Origin of the sequence: Marinobacter sp. ST-43, assembly GCF_030541085.1 — a bacterium.
GTDB classification, from domain to species: domain Bacteria; phylum Pseudomonadota; class Gammaproteobacteria; order Pseudomonadales; family Oleiphilaceae; genus Marinobacter; species Marinobacter nauticus.
The window spans coordinates 101,549-115,696 of the sequence record NZ_JASSVO010000003.1 but is presented as its reverse complement, the minus strand read 5'-3'; the positions used below and the strand labels follow the sequence as shown (position 1 = coordinate 115,696).

At 57.4% G+C, this 14,148-nt stretch carries 13 protein-coding genes and 1 other RNA gene; 6 read left to right on the top strand and 8 right to left on the bottom strand.

Annotation, left to right across the window (positions count from 1 at the left end):
- Positions 1–15: 15 nt before the first annotated feature.
- Positions 16–993, bottom strand: coding sequence for a calcium/sodium antiporter (locus QPL98_RS06520; RefSeq protein WP_011786811.1), 978 nt, complete (start codon positions 991–993; stop codon positions 16–18).
- A gap of 463 nt (positions 994–1,456) precedes the next feature.
- Between QPL98_RS06520 and mqo the strand changes: the two genes are divergently transcribed.
- The gene (gene mqo / locus QPL98_RS06515) at positions 1,457–2,938 is read left to right on the top strand and encodes a malate dehydrogenase (quinone) (RefSeq protein ID WP_303292925.1); all 1,482 of its coding nucleotides are present in this window, start codon (positions 1,457–1,459) and stop codon (positions 2,936–2,938) included.
- A gap of 44 nt (positions 2,939–2,982) precedes the next feature.
- On the top strand, positions 2,983–4,653 hold the full coding sequence (locus QPL98_RS06510; RefSeq protein ID WP_153740550.1) for an acetolactate synthase large subunit: 1,671 nt from the start codon (positions 2,983–2,985) through the stop codon (positions 4,651–4,653).
- On the opposite strand, the gene QPL98_RS06505 is transcribed toward QPL98_RS06510, so the two are convergent.
- The 5 genes from QPL98_RS06505 to smpB form a co-directional block, all read right to left on the bottom strand.
- Positions 4,650–5,537 (bottom strand): chemotaxis protein, encoded by an 888-nt coding sequence (locus tag QPL98_RS06505; protein WP_014422626.1) that lies wholly within the window; start codon positions 5,535–5,537, stop codon positions 4,650–4,652. The two genes, QPL98_RS06510 and QPL98_RS06505, sit on opposite strands and share 4 nt — an antisense overlap.
- Before the next feature lie 180 nt (positions 5,538–5,717).
- Complete coding sequence (locus QPL98_RS06500; RefSeq protein WP_303292924.1) at positions 5,718–6,314, bottom strand: exopolysaccharide biosynthesis protein; 597 nt, start codon at positions 6,312–6,314, stop codon at positions 5,718–5,720.
- Positions 6,315–6,415: 101 nt separating this feature from the next.
- Positions 6,416–6,781: a transfer-messenger RNA gene (gene ssrA, locus QPL98_RS06495) on the bottom strand.
- A 94-nt stretch (positions 6,782–6,875) separates the two neighbouring features.
- Positions 6,876–8,294, bottom strand: a complete 1,419-nt coding sequence (locus QPL98_RS06490) for a wax ester/triacylglycerol synthase family O-acyltransferase (RefSeq protein WP_303292923.1) — start codon at positions 8,292–8,294, stop codon at positions 6,876–6,878.
- Between the two features lie 134 nt (positions 8,295–8,428).
- Positions 8,429–8,911: an SsrA-binding protein SmpB gene (gene smpB, locus QPL98_RS06485; RefSeq protein WP_011786782.1), complete on the bottom strand. Its 483-nt coding sequence runs from the start codon at positions 8,909–8,911 to the stop codon at positions 8,429–8,431.
- 179 nt (positions 8,912–9,090) lie between these two features.
- Between smpB and QPL98_RS06480 the strand changes: the two genes are divergently transcribed.
- From QPL98_RS06480 to QPL98_RS06470, 3 genes are read left to right on the top strand one after another with little or no spacing between them, the layout of a single operon-like run.
- Entirely contained in the window at positions 9,091–10,677 is a 1,587-nt protein-coding gene (locus tag QPL98_RS06480; protein ID WP_303292922.1) for a sodium-dependent transporter, read from the top strand.
- 51 nt (positions 10,678–10,728) lie between these two features.
- Positions 10,729–11,175, top strand: a complete 447-nt coding sequence (locus tag QPL98_RS06475) for a type II toxin-antitoxin system RatA family toxin (protein ID WP_014422610.1) — start codon at positions 10,729–10,731, stop codon at positions 11,173–11,175.
- Positions 11,175–11,453, top strand: a complete 279-nt coding sequence (locus QPL98_RS06470) for an RnfH family protein (protein WP_303293015.1) — start codon at positions 11,175–11,177, stop codon at positions 11,451–11,453. Before QPL98_RS06475 ends, QPL98_RS06470 begins: the two co-directional genes overlap by 1 nt.
- A gap of 3 nt (positions 11,454–11,456) precedes the next feature.
- On the opposite strand, the gene QPL98_RS06465 is transcribed toward QPL98_RS06470, so the two are convergent.
- Entirely contained in the window at positions 11,457–11,789 is a 333-nt protein-coding gene (locus QPL98_RS06465; protein ID WP_022991272.1) for an outer membrane protein assembly factor BamE, read from the bottom strand.
- 122 nt (positions 11,790–11,911) lie between these two features.
- Between QPL98_RS06465 and fur the strand changes: the two genes are divergently transcribed.
- Positions 11,912–12,331: a ferric iron uptake transcriptional regulator gene (fur, locus tag QPL98_RS06460; RefSeq protein ID WP_011786777.1), complete on the top strand. Its 420-nt coding sequence runs from the start codon at positions 11,912–11,914 to the stop codon at positions 12,329–12,331.
- A 53-nt stretch (positions 12,332–12,384) separates the two neighbouring features.
- Here the strand turns inward: fur and recN are convergent, their stop codons facing one another.
- Positions 12,385–14,064: a DNA repair protein RecN gene (gene recN / locus QPL98_RS06455; RefSeq protein ID WP_023009670.1), complete on the bottom strand. Its 1,680-nt coding sequence runs from the start codon at positions 14,062–14,064 to the stop codon at positions 12,385–12,387.
- Between the last annotated feature and the right edge of the window lie 84 nt (positions 14,065–14,148).

The window sequence follows — 14,148 nt, the reverse complement described above, 5'->3', positions numbered from 1 at the left end:
CCCCGCCGGCGATGCTCAGGCGGCGGAGACCACGGTAGAGAACAGATAGCCGGTGTAACCGATGTAAACGGCCAGCAGCAGGGCACCGTCAACCCTCGATACGAGCTTACGCCAACCGGTCAGGCCGAAGCCCATGACCAGCAGCGCCAGAGTCAGGCCCAGCATTAACGTCCAGTCCCGATACAGCACCTCAGGGTCTACCGACAACGGTTGAATCGCCGCGGCGAGCCCGACCACGGCCAGGGTGTTGAAGATGCCTGAGCCCAGGATGTTGCCCAGAATCAGGTCGTGCTCGTTCTTCTTGACAGCGGCAATAGCTGAGGCCAGCTCCGGCAGTGATGTGCCGATAGCGACAATGGTCAGGCCGATGATCAGATCACTCACACCCAGGCTCTGGGCAATAGCGACCGCACCCCACACCAGAAGCCTTGAACTGACAATCAGCAGAATCAGCCCGATCACCAGCCAGATAATTGCGGTTTTCAGGGGCATGGGGTGGGCAACGATTTCGGACTCAGCATCCCCTCCAAGCGGGTCAGCTTTGCCACGTATCCCCTGATAGATGGACCAACCCATGACCGCGGCAAAGACGCCCAGAAGCACCCAGCCATCCAGTCGGCTCAGCTCTCCGTCGATCAGTTGCGCACCGGCAATCAGAGTGAGTACGACCAGTAGTGGCAGTTCTTTGCGGATGACCTGTGAGTGCACAGCGATCGGCGCGATGATGGCGGTCAGGCCAACAATCAGGGCGATGTTGGTGATATTGGAGCCGTACCCGTTTCCGAGAGCCAGGCCGGGGTTGCCGTCAGACGCAGCCATGGCAGAGACCGCAAGTTCCGGAGCAGAGGTGCCGAAACCGATAATGACCATGCCGATCAGTAGCGTAGGCATGCCCAGGTGTTTCGCGGTGGCGGCGGCTCCTTCCACAAATTTGTCCGCGCTCCAGACCAGCAGGATCAGGCCGGCAATAACGGCACCGATGGCCATCAACATAGAGAAACCTCAAAAAGATTAACGTCGGAAACTCCGGCCCATGGCCCGGAGGAAAGTGTTTGGCGCACAAGATACCGTATTAGGGGGCGATTGGTCAGCACTGAGATGCGCGCCGTTGCAGGTAACTACGGATGATCCAATGGTTGGGTGCCGGGGTATCAGACTAAAGTGGCGCTGATATTGTTAACAAAACACGAGACAATCCCGGCAAAACGATAAGATGACGGGCAATGTGCCAACACACCGGTAATTGCACCACTGGTGCCAGCCGTGCCCGCAACCGACACGCATCAATTGATAATCGCAATTTATTCTTTCGGCGAAAATCGGGATAATTGCGCGCAATTTCAGACCGGAAGCTCACGGCAGCGCCGTCTACCTCGCGCCAGGCCGGCTTCCGACAGGCCACTTTGCTGATCGTGGAGTGGCAGCAGGCTTCAACACTAAGCTAGGGTGAAAACCAATGGCCGTTAGACAGGCAGATGTAGTGCTGGTCGGTGGGGGCGTCATGAGCGCTACTCTCGGCATGATGCTCAGGCAGCTGGATCCGTCTCTGGACATCGTCATGGTGGAACGTCTTGACCACGTTGCCCATGAGAGCACCGACGGATGGAACAACGCAGGTACCGGGCATGCCGGCTACTGCGAGCTGAACTATACCCCTGAAACCGATGATGGCGATGTCGAAATTGAGCGGGCACTGAAAATCAATGCCCAGTTCGAGGTGTCGCTGCAGTTCTGGTCTTACCTGGTAGAGCAGGGCATCCTGCCGGAGCCGTCTACTTTCATCAACCGCACGCCACACCAGAGCTTCGTCTGGGGTGAGAAAGACGTGGCGTTTCTAAAGCGCCGTTACGAGCGTCTGAGCGGGCACCACCTGTTCCAGGAAATGGAATACACGGAAAGCCCGGAGGATCTCGAAGAGTGGATGCCGCTGGTAGTTCGCCACCGTGATCCTATGCAGCGTGTGGCCGCGACCCGAATCAAACATGGTTCCGACGTGGATTTCGGTTCATTGACCCGCAGCATGGTGAAATGGCTGGAAACCCAGCCCAACTTTGAACTGATGCTCAGTAGCCCGGTGCACTACATTGATCAGCGCGACAATGGCCGCTGGAAACTGCGGGTGAAAAACCAGAAAACCGGCGAACTGACCAAGCTGGAAGCCGGTTTCGTGTTCCTAGGTGCTGGTGGTGGCGCGCTGCCGTTGCTGCAGAAGTCTGGCATTGATGAGGCCCGCGGTTACGGTGGCTTCCCGGTCAGTGGTCAGTGGCTGGTATGCCAGAAGCCGGACATCGTCAAGGAGCACCATTCCAAAGTGTACGGTAAGGCACCGATTGGCGCGCCGCCGATGTCTGTCCCGCACCTGGATACCCGCATCATCAATGGCGAACCTGCCCTGCTGTTCGGACCGTTTGCTGGCTTCACCACCCGCTTCCTGAAGCAGGGCTCCATCTTCGATCTGATTGGTTCGGTGCGCGCTACCAACCTGCGCCCGATGCTGTCAGTCAGCAAGAGCAATATGGACCTCACCCGTTATCTGATCGGCGAAGTGTTCCAATCCCATGCCGACCGTGTGAATTCCCTGCGCAACTTCTTCCCGGATGCCCGCGAAGATGACTGGAAGTTGCAGATGGCTGGCCAGCGGGTGCAGATTATCAAGCAGACCGAAGAGGGTGGTGGCAAGCTTGAGTTCGGCACCGAGATTGTCGCAGCCAAAGACGGCACCCTCGCCGCCTTGCTGGGTGCCTCTCCCGGGGCCTCTACTGCGGCTAACGCCATGATCAATGTGCTTGAGCGCTGCTTCCCGGAGAAGATCAAGAGCGAGCAGTGGCAGTCCCGCATGAAGGAGCTGGTGCCATCCTATGGCCAGTCTCTGGTCGATAATGAAGAACTGCTCAATAGCGTTCGTGAACGGACCCTGTCAACGCTCAAGCTCAGGTAATGCTATCCTCTTGATTTGAGAATTCTCAGATCAAGAGGACAGTTATGGCCAATGATCATCGTCAGGCGCTTAACGGCGCCGAAGTGTTTATCCGGGCACTTGAGAATGAGGGCGTAAAATACATTTTCGCCGTGCCCGGCGAAGAGAATCTCGCCTTCCTGGAAGCGTTACGCAATTCCAGTATCCGCCTGGTGTTGAACCGGCACGAACAGGCCGCCGGCTTTATGGCGGCGACCTATGGGCGACTGACTGGCCAGGTGGGAGTTTGCCTGTCCACGCTCGGGCCGGGCGCCACCAACCTGGTGACGGCTGCCGCCTACGCCCAGCTGGGCGGCATGCCCATGATGATGATCTCCGGCCAGAAGCCGATCAAGTCCTCGAAGCAGGGGCTGTTCCAGATTCTGGATGTGGTAGATCTGATGCGGCCGCTCACCAAATATACCCGTCAGATCAGCAACGCCAACACCATTCCCGCCAAGGTTCGCGAAGCGGTTCGCCTCGCCTCGGAAGAGCGCCCCGGCGCTGTGCACCTGGAGTTGCCCGAGGACATTGCCGAGGAGTGCGCCGAAGCGGGCATTCATATCTTTAATCCCAGTGATGCCCGCCGGCCAACGGCCAGTAAGAAGAGCCTGGACATGGCCTGCGACATGCTGCGCAGGGCCCATCACCCACTGATCATGATTGGCGCCGGCGCTAACCGCAAACGGGTATCCAAAGCCTTGCTGCACCTGGTGGATGTGACGGGCATTCCGTTCTTCACCACTCAGATGGGTAAGGGTGTGATTGATGAGCGTCACCCCCGTTACATGGGCAATGCAGCCCTGTCTGCCGGCGATTTCGTTCACTGCGCCATCGACCGGGCGGATCTGGTGATCAACGTCGGCCACGATGTAGTGGAGAAGCCGCCTTTCTTTATGACTCCGGGCGGTAAAAAAGTCATCCATGTGAATTTCAGCGGAGCCGATGTCGACCCGGTGTATTTTCCGCAGCATGAGGTGGTGGGTGACATTGCCAACAGTGTGGAGTACATGGCCGAGCACTGCGGACAATGTGCCAACCATGATTTCACCGGCCTGATGGAAGTGAAACAGGCGGTCGACAAGCATCTTCAGGAGCGGGCCACTGATGACCGCTTTCCGGTGATTCCCCAGCGCATTGTCCACGATGTCCGATCCGTGATGCCGGATGATGGCATCATTGCGCTGGATAACGGCATGTACAAACTCTGGTTTGCCCGTAACTACCCGGCTTACGACAACAACACCGTGCTACTGGACAATTCCCTGGCCTCTATGGGCGCGGGCCTGCCCAGCGGCATGATGGCGGCCATGCTTTATCCGGAGTTGAAGGTTATGTCGATCTGCGGCGATGGCGGCTTCATGATGAACAGCCAGGAGCTGGAGACGGCTGTTCGCCTTGGGCTGAACCTGGTCGTGCTGATCATCAACGACAGCGCGTACGGCATGATCAAATGGAAGCAGGGGCAGGATGGCTACGAAGATTTCGGGCTGGATTACCGCAACCCGGATTTCGTGAAATACGCAGATTCCTACGGTGCCGTTGGCCACAGGGTTAACCGTACCGAGGAATTGCGCCCGACCCTCGAGCGTGCACTGGAGGCCGGGGGTGTTCACCTGGTGGATGTGCCGGTGGACTACAGCGAGAACCGGCGGGTCTTTGATGAAGAGCTGGCGGAGCTCACCTGCCGGCTTTAGCCGGCCTGGGCAGCTCCGCGCAGCATGGCCTGTAACAGTTCCTCTGCGTCAAACTTGGTCAGGGCCTCGTTGGCCCCGACCTGATTGGCGTAGCTCAGGCTCATCTCACTGTTCAGTGAAGTATGCAGGATGATGTAGGGTTGCTGGAGGCTGGCATTATCCCGGATATCGAAAGTAAGCTCGTAGCCATCCAGGCCCGGCATCTCAATGTCACTCACCAGGATGTCGATCGGGTGCCCCAACTCATGCTCCCGGAGAAGAACCTGCAGAGCTTCGTCGCCATTGGCGGTCACGTGATAGCTGATGTCTTTGCTGTCGAGGACGTCAGACAGCTGCTTTCGGGCCACCTGAGAGTCATCCACCAAGAGGATGTTCAGGGATTTGAGTGTCTCGCTCTGTACATCCGTAAGAGCCACGGTCTGGGCGTCGAGCGATTCCGGGTAGACCTTGGCGAGGAGTAGCTCGACATCCAGCAACTGGATAATGTCGCCATCCACATCCAGCAGGCCGGTAATAAAGGCGTTGGCGCCCAGGGCCTTGGGCGGCGGCATCACGCTCTTCCAGTCTGTCTCGATGATCTGCTGAACACTGCGCACCAGAAAGCCGATTTCCTGGCGCTGAATGTCAGTAACAATGATGGACGCTTTCGCCTGCTCTTCGCGGGTGAGGGCCGGGTAGCCCACGGCTGCGGACATATCGATGACCGGCACGGCCGAGCCTCGGAAGGTTGCGGTTCCGATCACGGCGTGATGGCTATGGGGTAGCTTGGTTAGCCGCTGAAACGGGAGAATTTCCCGGATTTTCAGGGTGCCAATGCCAAACAGCCGCGATCCGAACAGGCGGAACAGAAGGAGTTTCTGGGACTGCTTCGCTTTGCTGGACATAAACCGATCCTTGCAAAAAAGATGAAAGCTCCTTGCTGAGCTTGCTGTCACGATTGGTGCTCTGAGAAATGAAACAAGGCGCCAGCGATCAAAAGGTTATGTAGCAATAATAGCAGCTTTATGCTCAGCGATTCGTCATCAGCTTTGTATCAAATGGTGACAGGTCTTTTGACAGTTCGCCTACCAGGGCAGGTTTGTAATCACCAACCAGCCAGTGCCAACGCTAGTGGCGATGGCAACCAGAGCCAGCAGCCCGTCCCGGGCGACAATGGACAGCCCGAACGCCATCAGTGCCAGGCCACCGCCATTGGCACTGAAGGGGATAAGTTCCATCATCGGCATGGCAGCGGCCACCGCCATGCAAATCAGTGCCATCAGATACTGGCCTGCCCCGGAAACCAACCAGGGTAAGCGCCGCCGGGTCCAGCGATCGACAAATGCCGCCGGTTTGTCTGCCCATTGCAGGCCTTTAAACAGTGTCTGTTTGGAAATATGGCGGTTCGATAAACGGGAGGGAATCCAGACTGAGCGACGCTGGAACAGCAGCTGCCCCAAGGTGAGCAGAACCAGCAAGCCCAGTAAGGTGGGTACGCCGGGAATGTCGCCAATAAGCGGCGCCACCGTTACCAGGCCGGCCAGCAGGACCAGCGGGCCAAAAGAGCGCTCACCCACTGCGGTCATCAGATCCCCAACCGACACTCGGTCCTGATCCCGGGTATGGTCACGGATTCTGGCCACCAGCTCTGTCAGGCTTTCCGGGTCGTTTGGCTGGTTCATGGTTGGCTTCCTTTTCCAGAGTGCTGCGAAGGTGCTGCAGGAATTGAGGCATTCCACAAACGAAAAAAGCCCCTGAAATCAGGGGCTTTTCTCTTGCAAGGTGGTGGAGACGGCGGGAATCGAACCCGCGTCCGCCAGCACTAGGCCTTGAGGTCTACATGCTTAGTGTCCTTCTATTGATTTAACCTCAAGCGACCCGAAGGTCAGGGTGCAAGAGGCGAGCTCTTTAATCTTAGCCGAACACCAGTGAGCTCTGGTGAACGGAGCAGCCTATAAGCGATGACGTCCTGGGATGTTGCTACTGAGTTATAGGCGCCTCAGCCAGGACGACTGGAACGGCTTACGCCGCCAGTGCGTAGTTTTCGTCGTTTGCGACTATTACGTTGCAGCTTTGGATTTACGAGATTCGCTGCCATCTCGGCATGCACCCAAGGGTTCGTCACCGGCGTCGAAGCCAAGTCGTCCCCTTGTTATTTCAGTATATGTGTCCGGATTGCCAGACTTCAAGGCTTCTTTGTGTAACGGCGTTACTATTTGTACCTACCGCTGGCTCTGGTGAGCCTAGGAGGCCTGGCGGAAACCGCCGGCGCCAGCTTTCACGAGTGCAGCCTGATGCAGGTTCTCGAAGCTGTCACGGAAATAATTCATCACCTCGCCCGGGTCGGCTTTGATGCCTTTGTCGACGGTTATGCCGAACTGTACCGTGCCGGCGTAACTGAAAATGCTCATGCCTATACCGATGTTGCCGCTCTGGGGTACCCAGAACATGGGTTGAGCCAGTTTGCTGCCCGCCAGGTAAACCGCATGGCGTGGGCCTGGAACGTTGGTCAGCACCGCTGAAGCCTTGTTGCTGAGCAGGTCCAGTGCCCGGCGTTCGAGAATGTCCGGGCCGCGGCCAAACAGGTCCAGCAGGCTATAGGTTACCTGGGCCTGGTAAGACCGTTTGAGCCGGTTCATGTTTTCCTGAACCTGGCGAAAACACATGATTGGATCTGTTACCTCAACGGGCAGGCACACCAGCACCAGGCCAAACTGATTGCCGAGGTTTTCGATGGGTTGGTCCAGCGGTCTCAGGTTGAAAGGAACGGCAACCCGAATGCCGCAGTCCGGAATGCTCTGGCCGTGCTCCGTAAAATGCCGGGTCAGCGCACCGGTCGCGGCGCAAAGCAATACGTCGTTGACGGTTCCCCCCAGTGTCCGCGCGCACTGTTTCACGGTTTCCAGTTCAAGGGGCTCGGCCCAGGCCACTTGTTTGCGGCCCAGCAGCGGGCTTTTCAGGCTGGTTTTGGGCTCGAAAGGGGCAAGTCCCAGTTTGGCCAGGTCCAGAACAATATCGCCGGCGGTGGTGGCCAGCTTCAGTGGGTAGTCAGGCTCTTTGCGAATGGAATCCACGAACAGGTTGGCCTGTCCCCAGGCCGCCTGAGTGCTGTCTACAATCCGGTGCAGGAACCGGCTGGCGGCTGTGCCATTGGGTTTTGCGGGTAGCTTTGGGTGTGCAACGCGCTCTAGCTTGGGTTCAGGAGTGCGATCGGTCAGCGAAAGCAGTACCCGCACCAGGGAAATGCCATCGGCAATACAGTGGTGAATCCTGATTAACAGGGCGCAGCCGTTCTCATAGTTGTCGATGTAGTGTATCTGCCAGAGTGGGCGGCGGAAATCGAGGGCGGTGCTGTTGAAGTCACTGGCCAGGGCCTGAAGCTCCTGCTTGCCGGCATTTCCCGGCAGAGCGATGGTGTGCAGGTGATTGTCCAGATCGAACAGGGGATCGTCTTCCCAATAGACCTTGTCACCTTTGTCAACGATGCGTTGCCGAAAGCGCCGGAACTTCAGGAAACGTTCTTCCAGGGTGCGCTTGAGTCGCTTGAGCGGAATGGGGTGTTCAAAGGCCAGTACCGCGGAAATCATCATGGGATTTTCCGGGGTATCCATGCGTAACCAGGAGCGATCGACCGAGGTCATGGCCGTCCGTTTTGCTGACATAAGCCCTCCCTAGGCTCTGTGCCGGAGTCCGGGCCGCCTGGTACTGCCATCGGGGCCAACTGACGAAAGGCCTAAAAGTATAGGAGGCTTTTTGAAATCAGCAAAGAGGGTGCATATGCGACACAGTTTTGGTGTCAGGTGTTGGCCTCGCGCATGATGCGCTGTTTCTGGCGGTTCCAGTCACGCTCTTTTTCGGTAGCGCGTTTGTCGAACAGCTTCTTACCCTTCACCAGGGCGATCTCACATTTTACCTTGTTCTTTTTCCAGTACAGGGCGAGGGGAATGCAGGTGTAACCCGCCTGATTCACCTGGCCGACAATCTTGGCGATTTCCTTGGCGTGCAGCAGCAGTTTTCGGGTGCGGGTCGGGTCCGCAATCACATGGGTAGAGGCGGTGTTCAGAGGCGTGATGTGGGAGCCCAACAGCCAGGCTTCGCCATCCTTCAGCAGCACATAGGCATCAACCAGTTGTGCCTTACCGGCACGCAACGACTTCACTTCCCAGCCGAGCAGGGCCAGGCCAGCCTCGAAGCGCTCCTCAATATGGTATTCGTGCTTCGCCTTCTTGTTCAGGGCGATGGTGTTGCTGGTTGGGGCGTTTGCTTTCTTCTTGCTCATGAATCCTGTCCGGGATCGGAAGAATGACGATGCTGGTCTTGTCGGTACGCCAGCAAAGCGCGCATTGTAGCGCAGGAGTGCAAGAAGGGTCACGGATTCGCCGTCTGGCTCGGGTTTAGTGTCGTTCCTGCAGGCTTGCTTCGGCTACAATGATGCGCTCGTCACTGCCTGGGGAAGTAATGCTGCGCAAGTACCAGACGTCAATAGGGTCGTTTACCCGAAAATCCACCTTTTTCTGGGCTTCTGTGGGTGCCACGGTCGGCCTGGCCAATTTATGGCAGTTTCCCTATCTGGCCAGTATCCACGGCGGTGGCTTGTTTATCTTGCTGTACCTGGCCTGCCTGCTGATTGTTACCTTGCCGCTGATGGTGACGGAGGCTGTGATTGGCCGTCATGCCCGGCATGGTATTGTGCTGGCCATGGACGGCATGGTTAAAAACGCTGGTTGCTCACCGTTCTGGCGACTGGCGGGGCCGCTTAGCATTCTTGCGGCGTTCGTGGTGCTCTCCTTTACCGCGGTTTTTGGCGGTATTGTGCTGGCTTACATCTTTTTCGGGGCAGCTGACCGTTTCGAGGGTGCTTCGGCGGCCTCAGCAACTGCTGTTCTGTCGGAGCTGGTGTCGGACCCGGGCCACTATCGGCAGTTTATGGCCTGGCATGTCTTCTTCGTGATTCTCGTGGTTGCGGTCTCTGCCCGCGGAGTGGTCAAGGGCCTGGAGCGATCGATGCGCATGATCGTACCCTGCACCCTGCTGTTGATGTTGGTGCTGTTCGGGCTGGCAGCCATGGGGGGGAGCTTGCAGTCCGGGATAGATCACGTTCTGGTGATGCGGCCTGAGCAGGTAACAGCGGCCAGTATCAAGGCAGCGTTCTTTCATGCTTTTTATACCTTGGGTCTCGGAATGGGGGTGTGGGCAATATTTGGCGCCTATTCCACCAGCCATACCCGTCTGAAACGCTCAATACTGGCTGTGGTGTTGATGGACACCCTCGTTGCCATCATGGCCGGATTGATGATGTTTTCAGTTGCTGCGGACGGTAGCAGCCTGGAGGGGGAGCGGGGTTTCAGCCTGCTTTTTGTTTCGCTGCCGGTCGCGCTATCAGGCATGCCCTACAGTCAGGTGGTGATCGCGGCGGTTTATCTGCTGGTGGTGCTGATTGTCTGGGCGACGGGGGTGTCTCTGCTCGAACCGGTGGTGGGATGGTTCCGGGAGTGGACCGGGGCGCCTCGGGGCTGGTCTGCGGTCATTGTCGGGCTTGCAGTCTGGTTCGCCGGGCTGGCTTCCCTGTTCTCCTTCAATCTGTGGGCAGATTACCGCATAGGTGGTGCCACTGTATTTCGATGGCTGGAACTGGTCGCCGGTGGCATTGTGATACCGGCGGTGGCTATTCTCATTGCCACATTTGCCGGCTGGTGTATCACCCGGCGCTTCGCGGCAACCATTTTGGGCAATGCGCCGGTTGTGTTCCGGAGAATCTGGTTCTGGGTCATGCGCCTGGTGCTGCCTGTTGTGGCGGCCTGGATCGGGCTACAGTACACGCTATTCTCACTCGGCAACCTGTGTGACAACGGCAGCGCTGCTATCTGGTGTCAACAGCCTCCAGCGTCTGCCGAGGCGCGGAACAGGGCGCCTGAAGACAGTCCGGTTGATGAAGATGTACCTCCGAAGACACCCGAAGAGGCCGTGCTGCCCGCGGAAAACGGGCAGCTCGAACCAGATGAAAATGCCCCCAAAGAGGGCGATATCCTTTATCATAGTGTCTGACCCGCCCGGCAGGGCTGGAACGAAGTCTGAAACGCAGGAAATCCGGTTTACATGGCACATCAGATCGACAAGACCGCATTGGTTATGCACTCGGCGGAGCGTATGTTCCACCTGGTCAATGACGTTGCCCGTTACCCTGAGTTCTTACCCTGGTGTGCCGGGGCAGAAGTCCACGAACAGAACGACGCTGAAATCATGGCTTCACTGGATATTTCCAAAGGGGGCGTTCGCCACCGGCTGACCACACGAAACCAGTTGCTGATGCCAGAGACCATTGAAATGAAACTCGTGGACGGCCCGCTCAGAAATCTTACCGGGCGCTGGCACTTTCGGGCTCTGGACGATAACGCCTGCAAAGTAATCCTGACCCTGGAGTTTGAATTTTCAGGTTCGCTTTCACGAATGACCTTCGGCCCGGTATTTAATCAGGCGGCCAATACCATGGTGGATGCTTTCTGTCGTCGCGCAGACGAGGTTTATCGCGGAGGGATCGTGTGATGGAAGTGGAAGTGGCCTATGCCCGCCCGGACAAGCAGCAGATTGTGCCCGTGGTGGTGCCTCCGGGCACTACAGCCCTTGAAGCCGTGAAGCTCTCCAGGATTATCGAGATCTTTCCGGAGATTGATCCGGACACTATCGATATGGGGGTGTTCGGCAAAATGGTGAAGAACCCAGCCGAGCATGCTCTGAGAGAAGGCGACCGGGTGGAGCTATACCGCCCACTCAAGATTGATCCCAAGCAGGCTCGCCTGAACCGGGCTAAAAAGAAAGCGTAAGCGCTAGTAGGCTGGTGTTTCTTCCAGGAGCTGGGCTTCGTAGTGGCTCAGCTGATCATTCTCGTAGTAAACGATGATGCGCTGTTCTTCGATCTCGTTGCCCCGGCGCTGAAAGGTGTAAACATAGTATTCCCGGGACGGGTCGACGGGGTTCAGCATCAACGGGCTTCCCAGCAGCGCGTGAACCTGACTTCTGGGCATGCCCTCGGACAGTTCCGTCAGCTCCTCATCGGTGACAATGTTGCCCTGCTGGACATTGATTTTGTAAACGCCCGGAAAAACACAGCCGGACAAGGATAAAATGCTAATAAGAACGATAGCGGGGAGCTTTTGCATCGCCGGGGGAAATCCTCTATCTTGAATTCGCCTGCGTTGAGCAGGTGTGAAACGGGTCATCCGTCGTACTGCGGCTTCATCATACCGGAAGCCGTGAGGCACACCAAAGAGCGAATGGTAACATGTCATCTGAAAACGCCGAATTACGAAAAGTCGGTCTGAAGGTTACTCTGCCAAGGGTCAAGATCTTCAATATTCTTGAGAATGCCGAAGAACATCACCTGAGTGCTGAAGACGTTTATAAAAAGCTGCTGGACCAGGGCGATGACGTGGGCCTGGCGACCGTCTATCGGGTGCTGACTCAGTTCGAAGCTGCTGGCCTGGTGTTGCGTCATAACTTCGAAGGTGGTCACGCCGTTTTCGAGATGGCCGGCGATGATCATCACGACCACATGGTCTGCACCCAGACCGGTGAGGTTGTTGAGTTTGTGGATGAGATCATCGAGGAGCGCCAGCAGAAGATTGCGGCAGAGCACGGCTATGAAATTGTTGATCACAGCCTGATCCTCTACGTAAAACCACTGAAGTCCGATAAGAAGTAAAAAAAGGGCCAGCGACAAGGCTGGCCCAGAAGCTCTCCGAAACGAGAGGGGGATTAGTGATGGGTTGCCTGGCCCTTTACAAACATCTCCCGGGCATGGGCTATGGTCTGTTCTGTCATGTCCACTCCGCCAAGCATTCTTGCGACTTCGCTGATCCGACCCTGATCATCCAGCGGCTCTATGCGTGAATAGGTCGCGTCTTTCTCCGTAAACTTGCTGACGAACAAATGCTGGTGGCATTGGGCCGCGACCTGCGGCAGATGCGTGACGCACAGTACCTGGCCGTTCTCGCCCAGTGATCTCAGCAGGCGGCCGACGACCTCAGCGGTACCGCCACCGATGCCAACATCCACTTCGTCGAACACCAAAGTTGGTGTGGTGGAGGTTTGTGCCACAACCACCTGAATGGCCAGGCTTATGCGGGAAAGTTCACCGCCGGAAGCCACCTTGGCCAACGATCGGGCGGGTTGGCCCGGGTTGGCACTCACCAGGAATTCCACCTCTTCCATGCCGTGAGGCGCGGGCTCGTCATCACTGTTCCGGCTCAGGTGGCTGACAAACTGCACCGATGGCATGCCCAATTGTGCCAACTCCCGGGCGATTCGCTGGTCGAGCTCCATGGCGGCATTATGGCGTGTTTCTGTCAGCTTGGTGGCCAGGGCGTCGAACCTTGCCCGCTGGTTTTCCAGCTCGGCCTGAAGCTGTTCCAGGCTGCCTTCGCCGCCATCCAGTTCGGCCAGCTCCTGGCTCAGGCGTTGATGCAATTCCGGTAACTCCTCCGGGGTGATCCGGTGTTTGCGCGCCATCTGATAAATGGCGCTGAGCCGTTCTTCCACTTCGTTCAGTCGGACCGGGTCGGCTTCGTAGTCGTCTACGAAGCGGCGCAGGTTGTCGCCGGCTTCTGAAATCTGAATCTGTGCTTCGTTCAGCATCTGGATGGTGTCGGTCAGTGCCGGCACATCAACCGGCAGTTGCTCCAGTTGGTGCAGTGCCTGGCGCACCAGATCTGCGGCTGAAACCTCATCTTCAGTGCATAGTAGGGCGGCCTGGTGGCTGCTGTGAAGTACGGCGTCGGCCTGGCTGAGCTGTGCCTGTTCGGCTTCCAGGGTTGTCTGTTCGTCCTCGCCCAGCGCCAACCTGTCCAGCTCTTCCACCTGATAGCGCAGCAGCTGTAAACGGGCCTCGGCCTCATCAGCATTGTGCTGGCGTTGCTGTAGTTTCTGACGCGTCTGGTGCCAGGCTTTCCATGCAGATCGGGTTTCGTCGGCCAGGCTTTCCGCGCCGGCGAACTCGTCCAGCAGCTTTCGGTGGGTTTCCTTACGCAGCAGGGATTGATGCTGGTGCTGACTGTGGATATCCATCAGCAGGCCGCCCAGTTCTTTCAATTGTGACAGCGGGCAGGGCTGGCCATTAATGAATGCCTTGGAGCGGCCGTCCTTGCTGATGGTCCGGCGCAGGATGCAATCGTCCTTGTCGTCCAGCTCATGGCTGTCCAGCCAGAACCGGGCTTCGGGGATGCGGGATATATCGAAGCTGGCGGTAATGTCGGCACGCTTGGCGCCATGGCGAACAGCGCCGGCATCGGCCCGGCCTCCCATGGCCAGGCCAAGGGCATCAAGCACAATCGACTTGCCGGCGCCGGTTTCCCCAGTCAGGGCTGTCATACCGCGGTTGAACTGGAGTTCAACCCTTTCTGCAATGGCGTAGTTCGATACCGTGAGTTGTGTGAGCATGCCGCAACCTCCGCTCGTTCTTGAGCAAGTAATAACTCTGGCCACTGTTCGTTTATACAGTTGCTGTGAATATATACAGGGTTT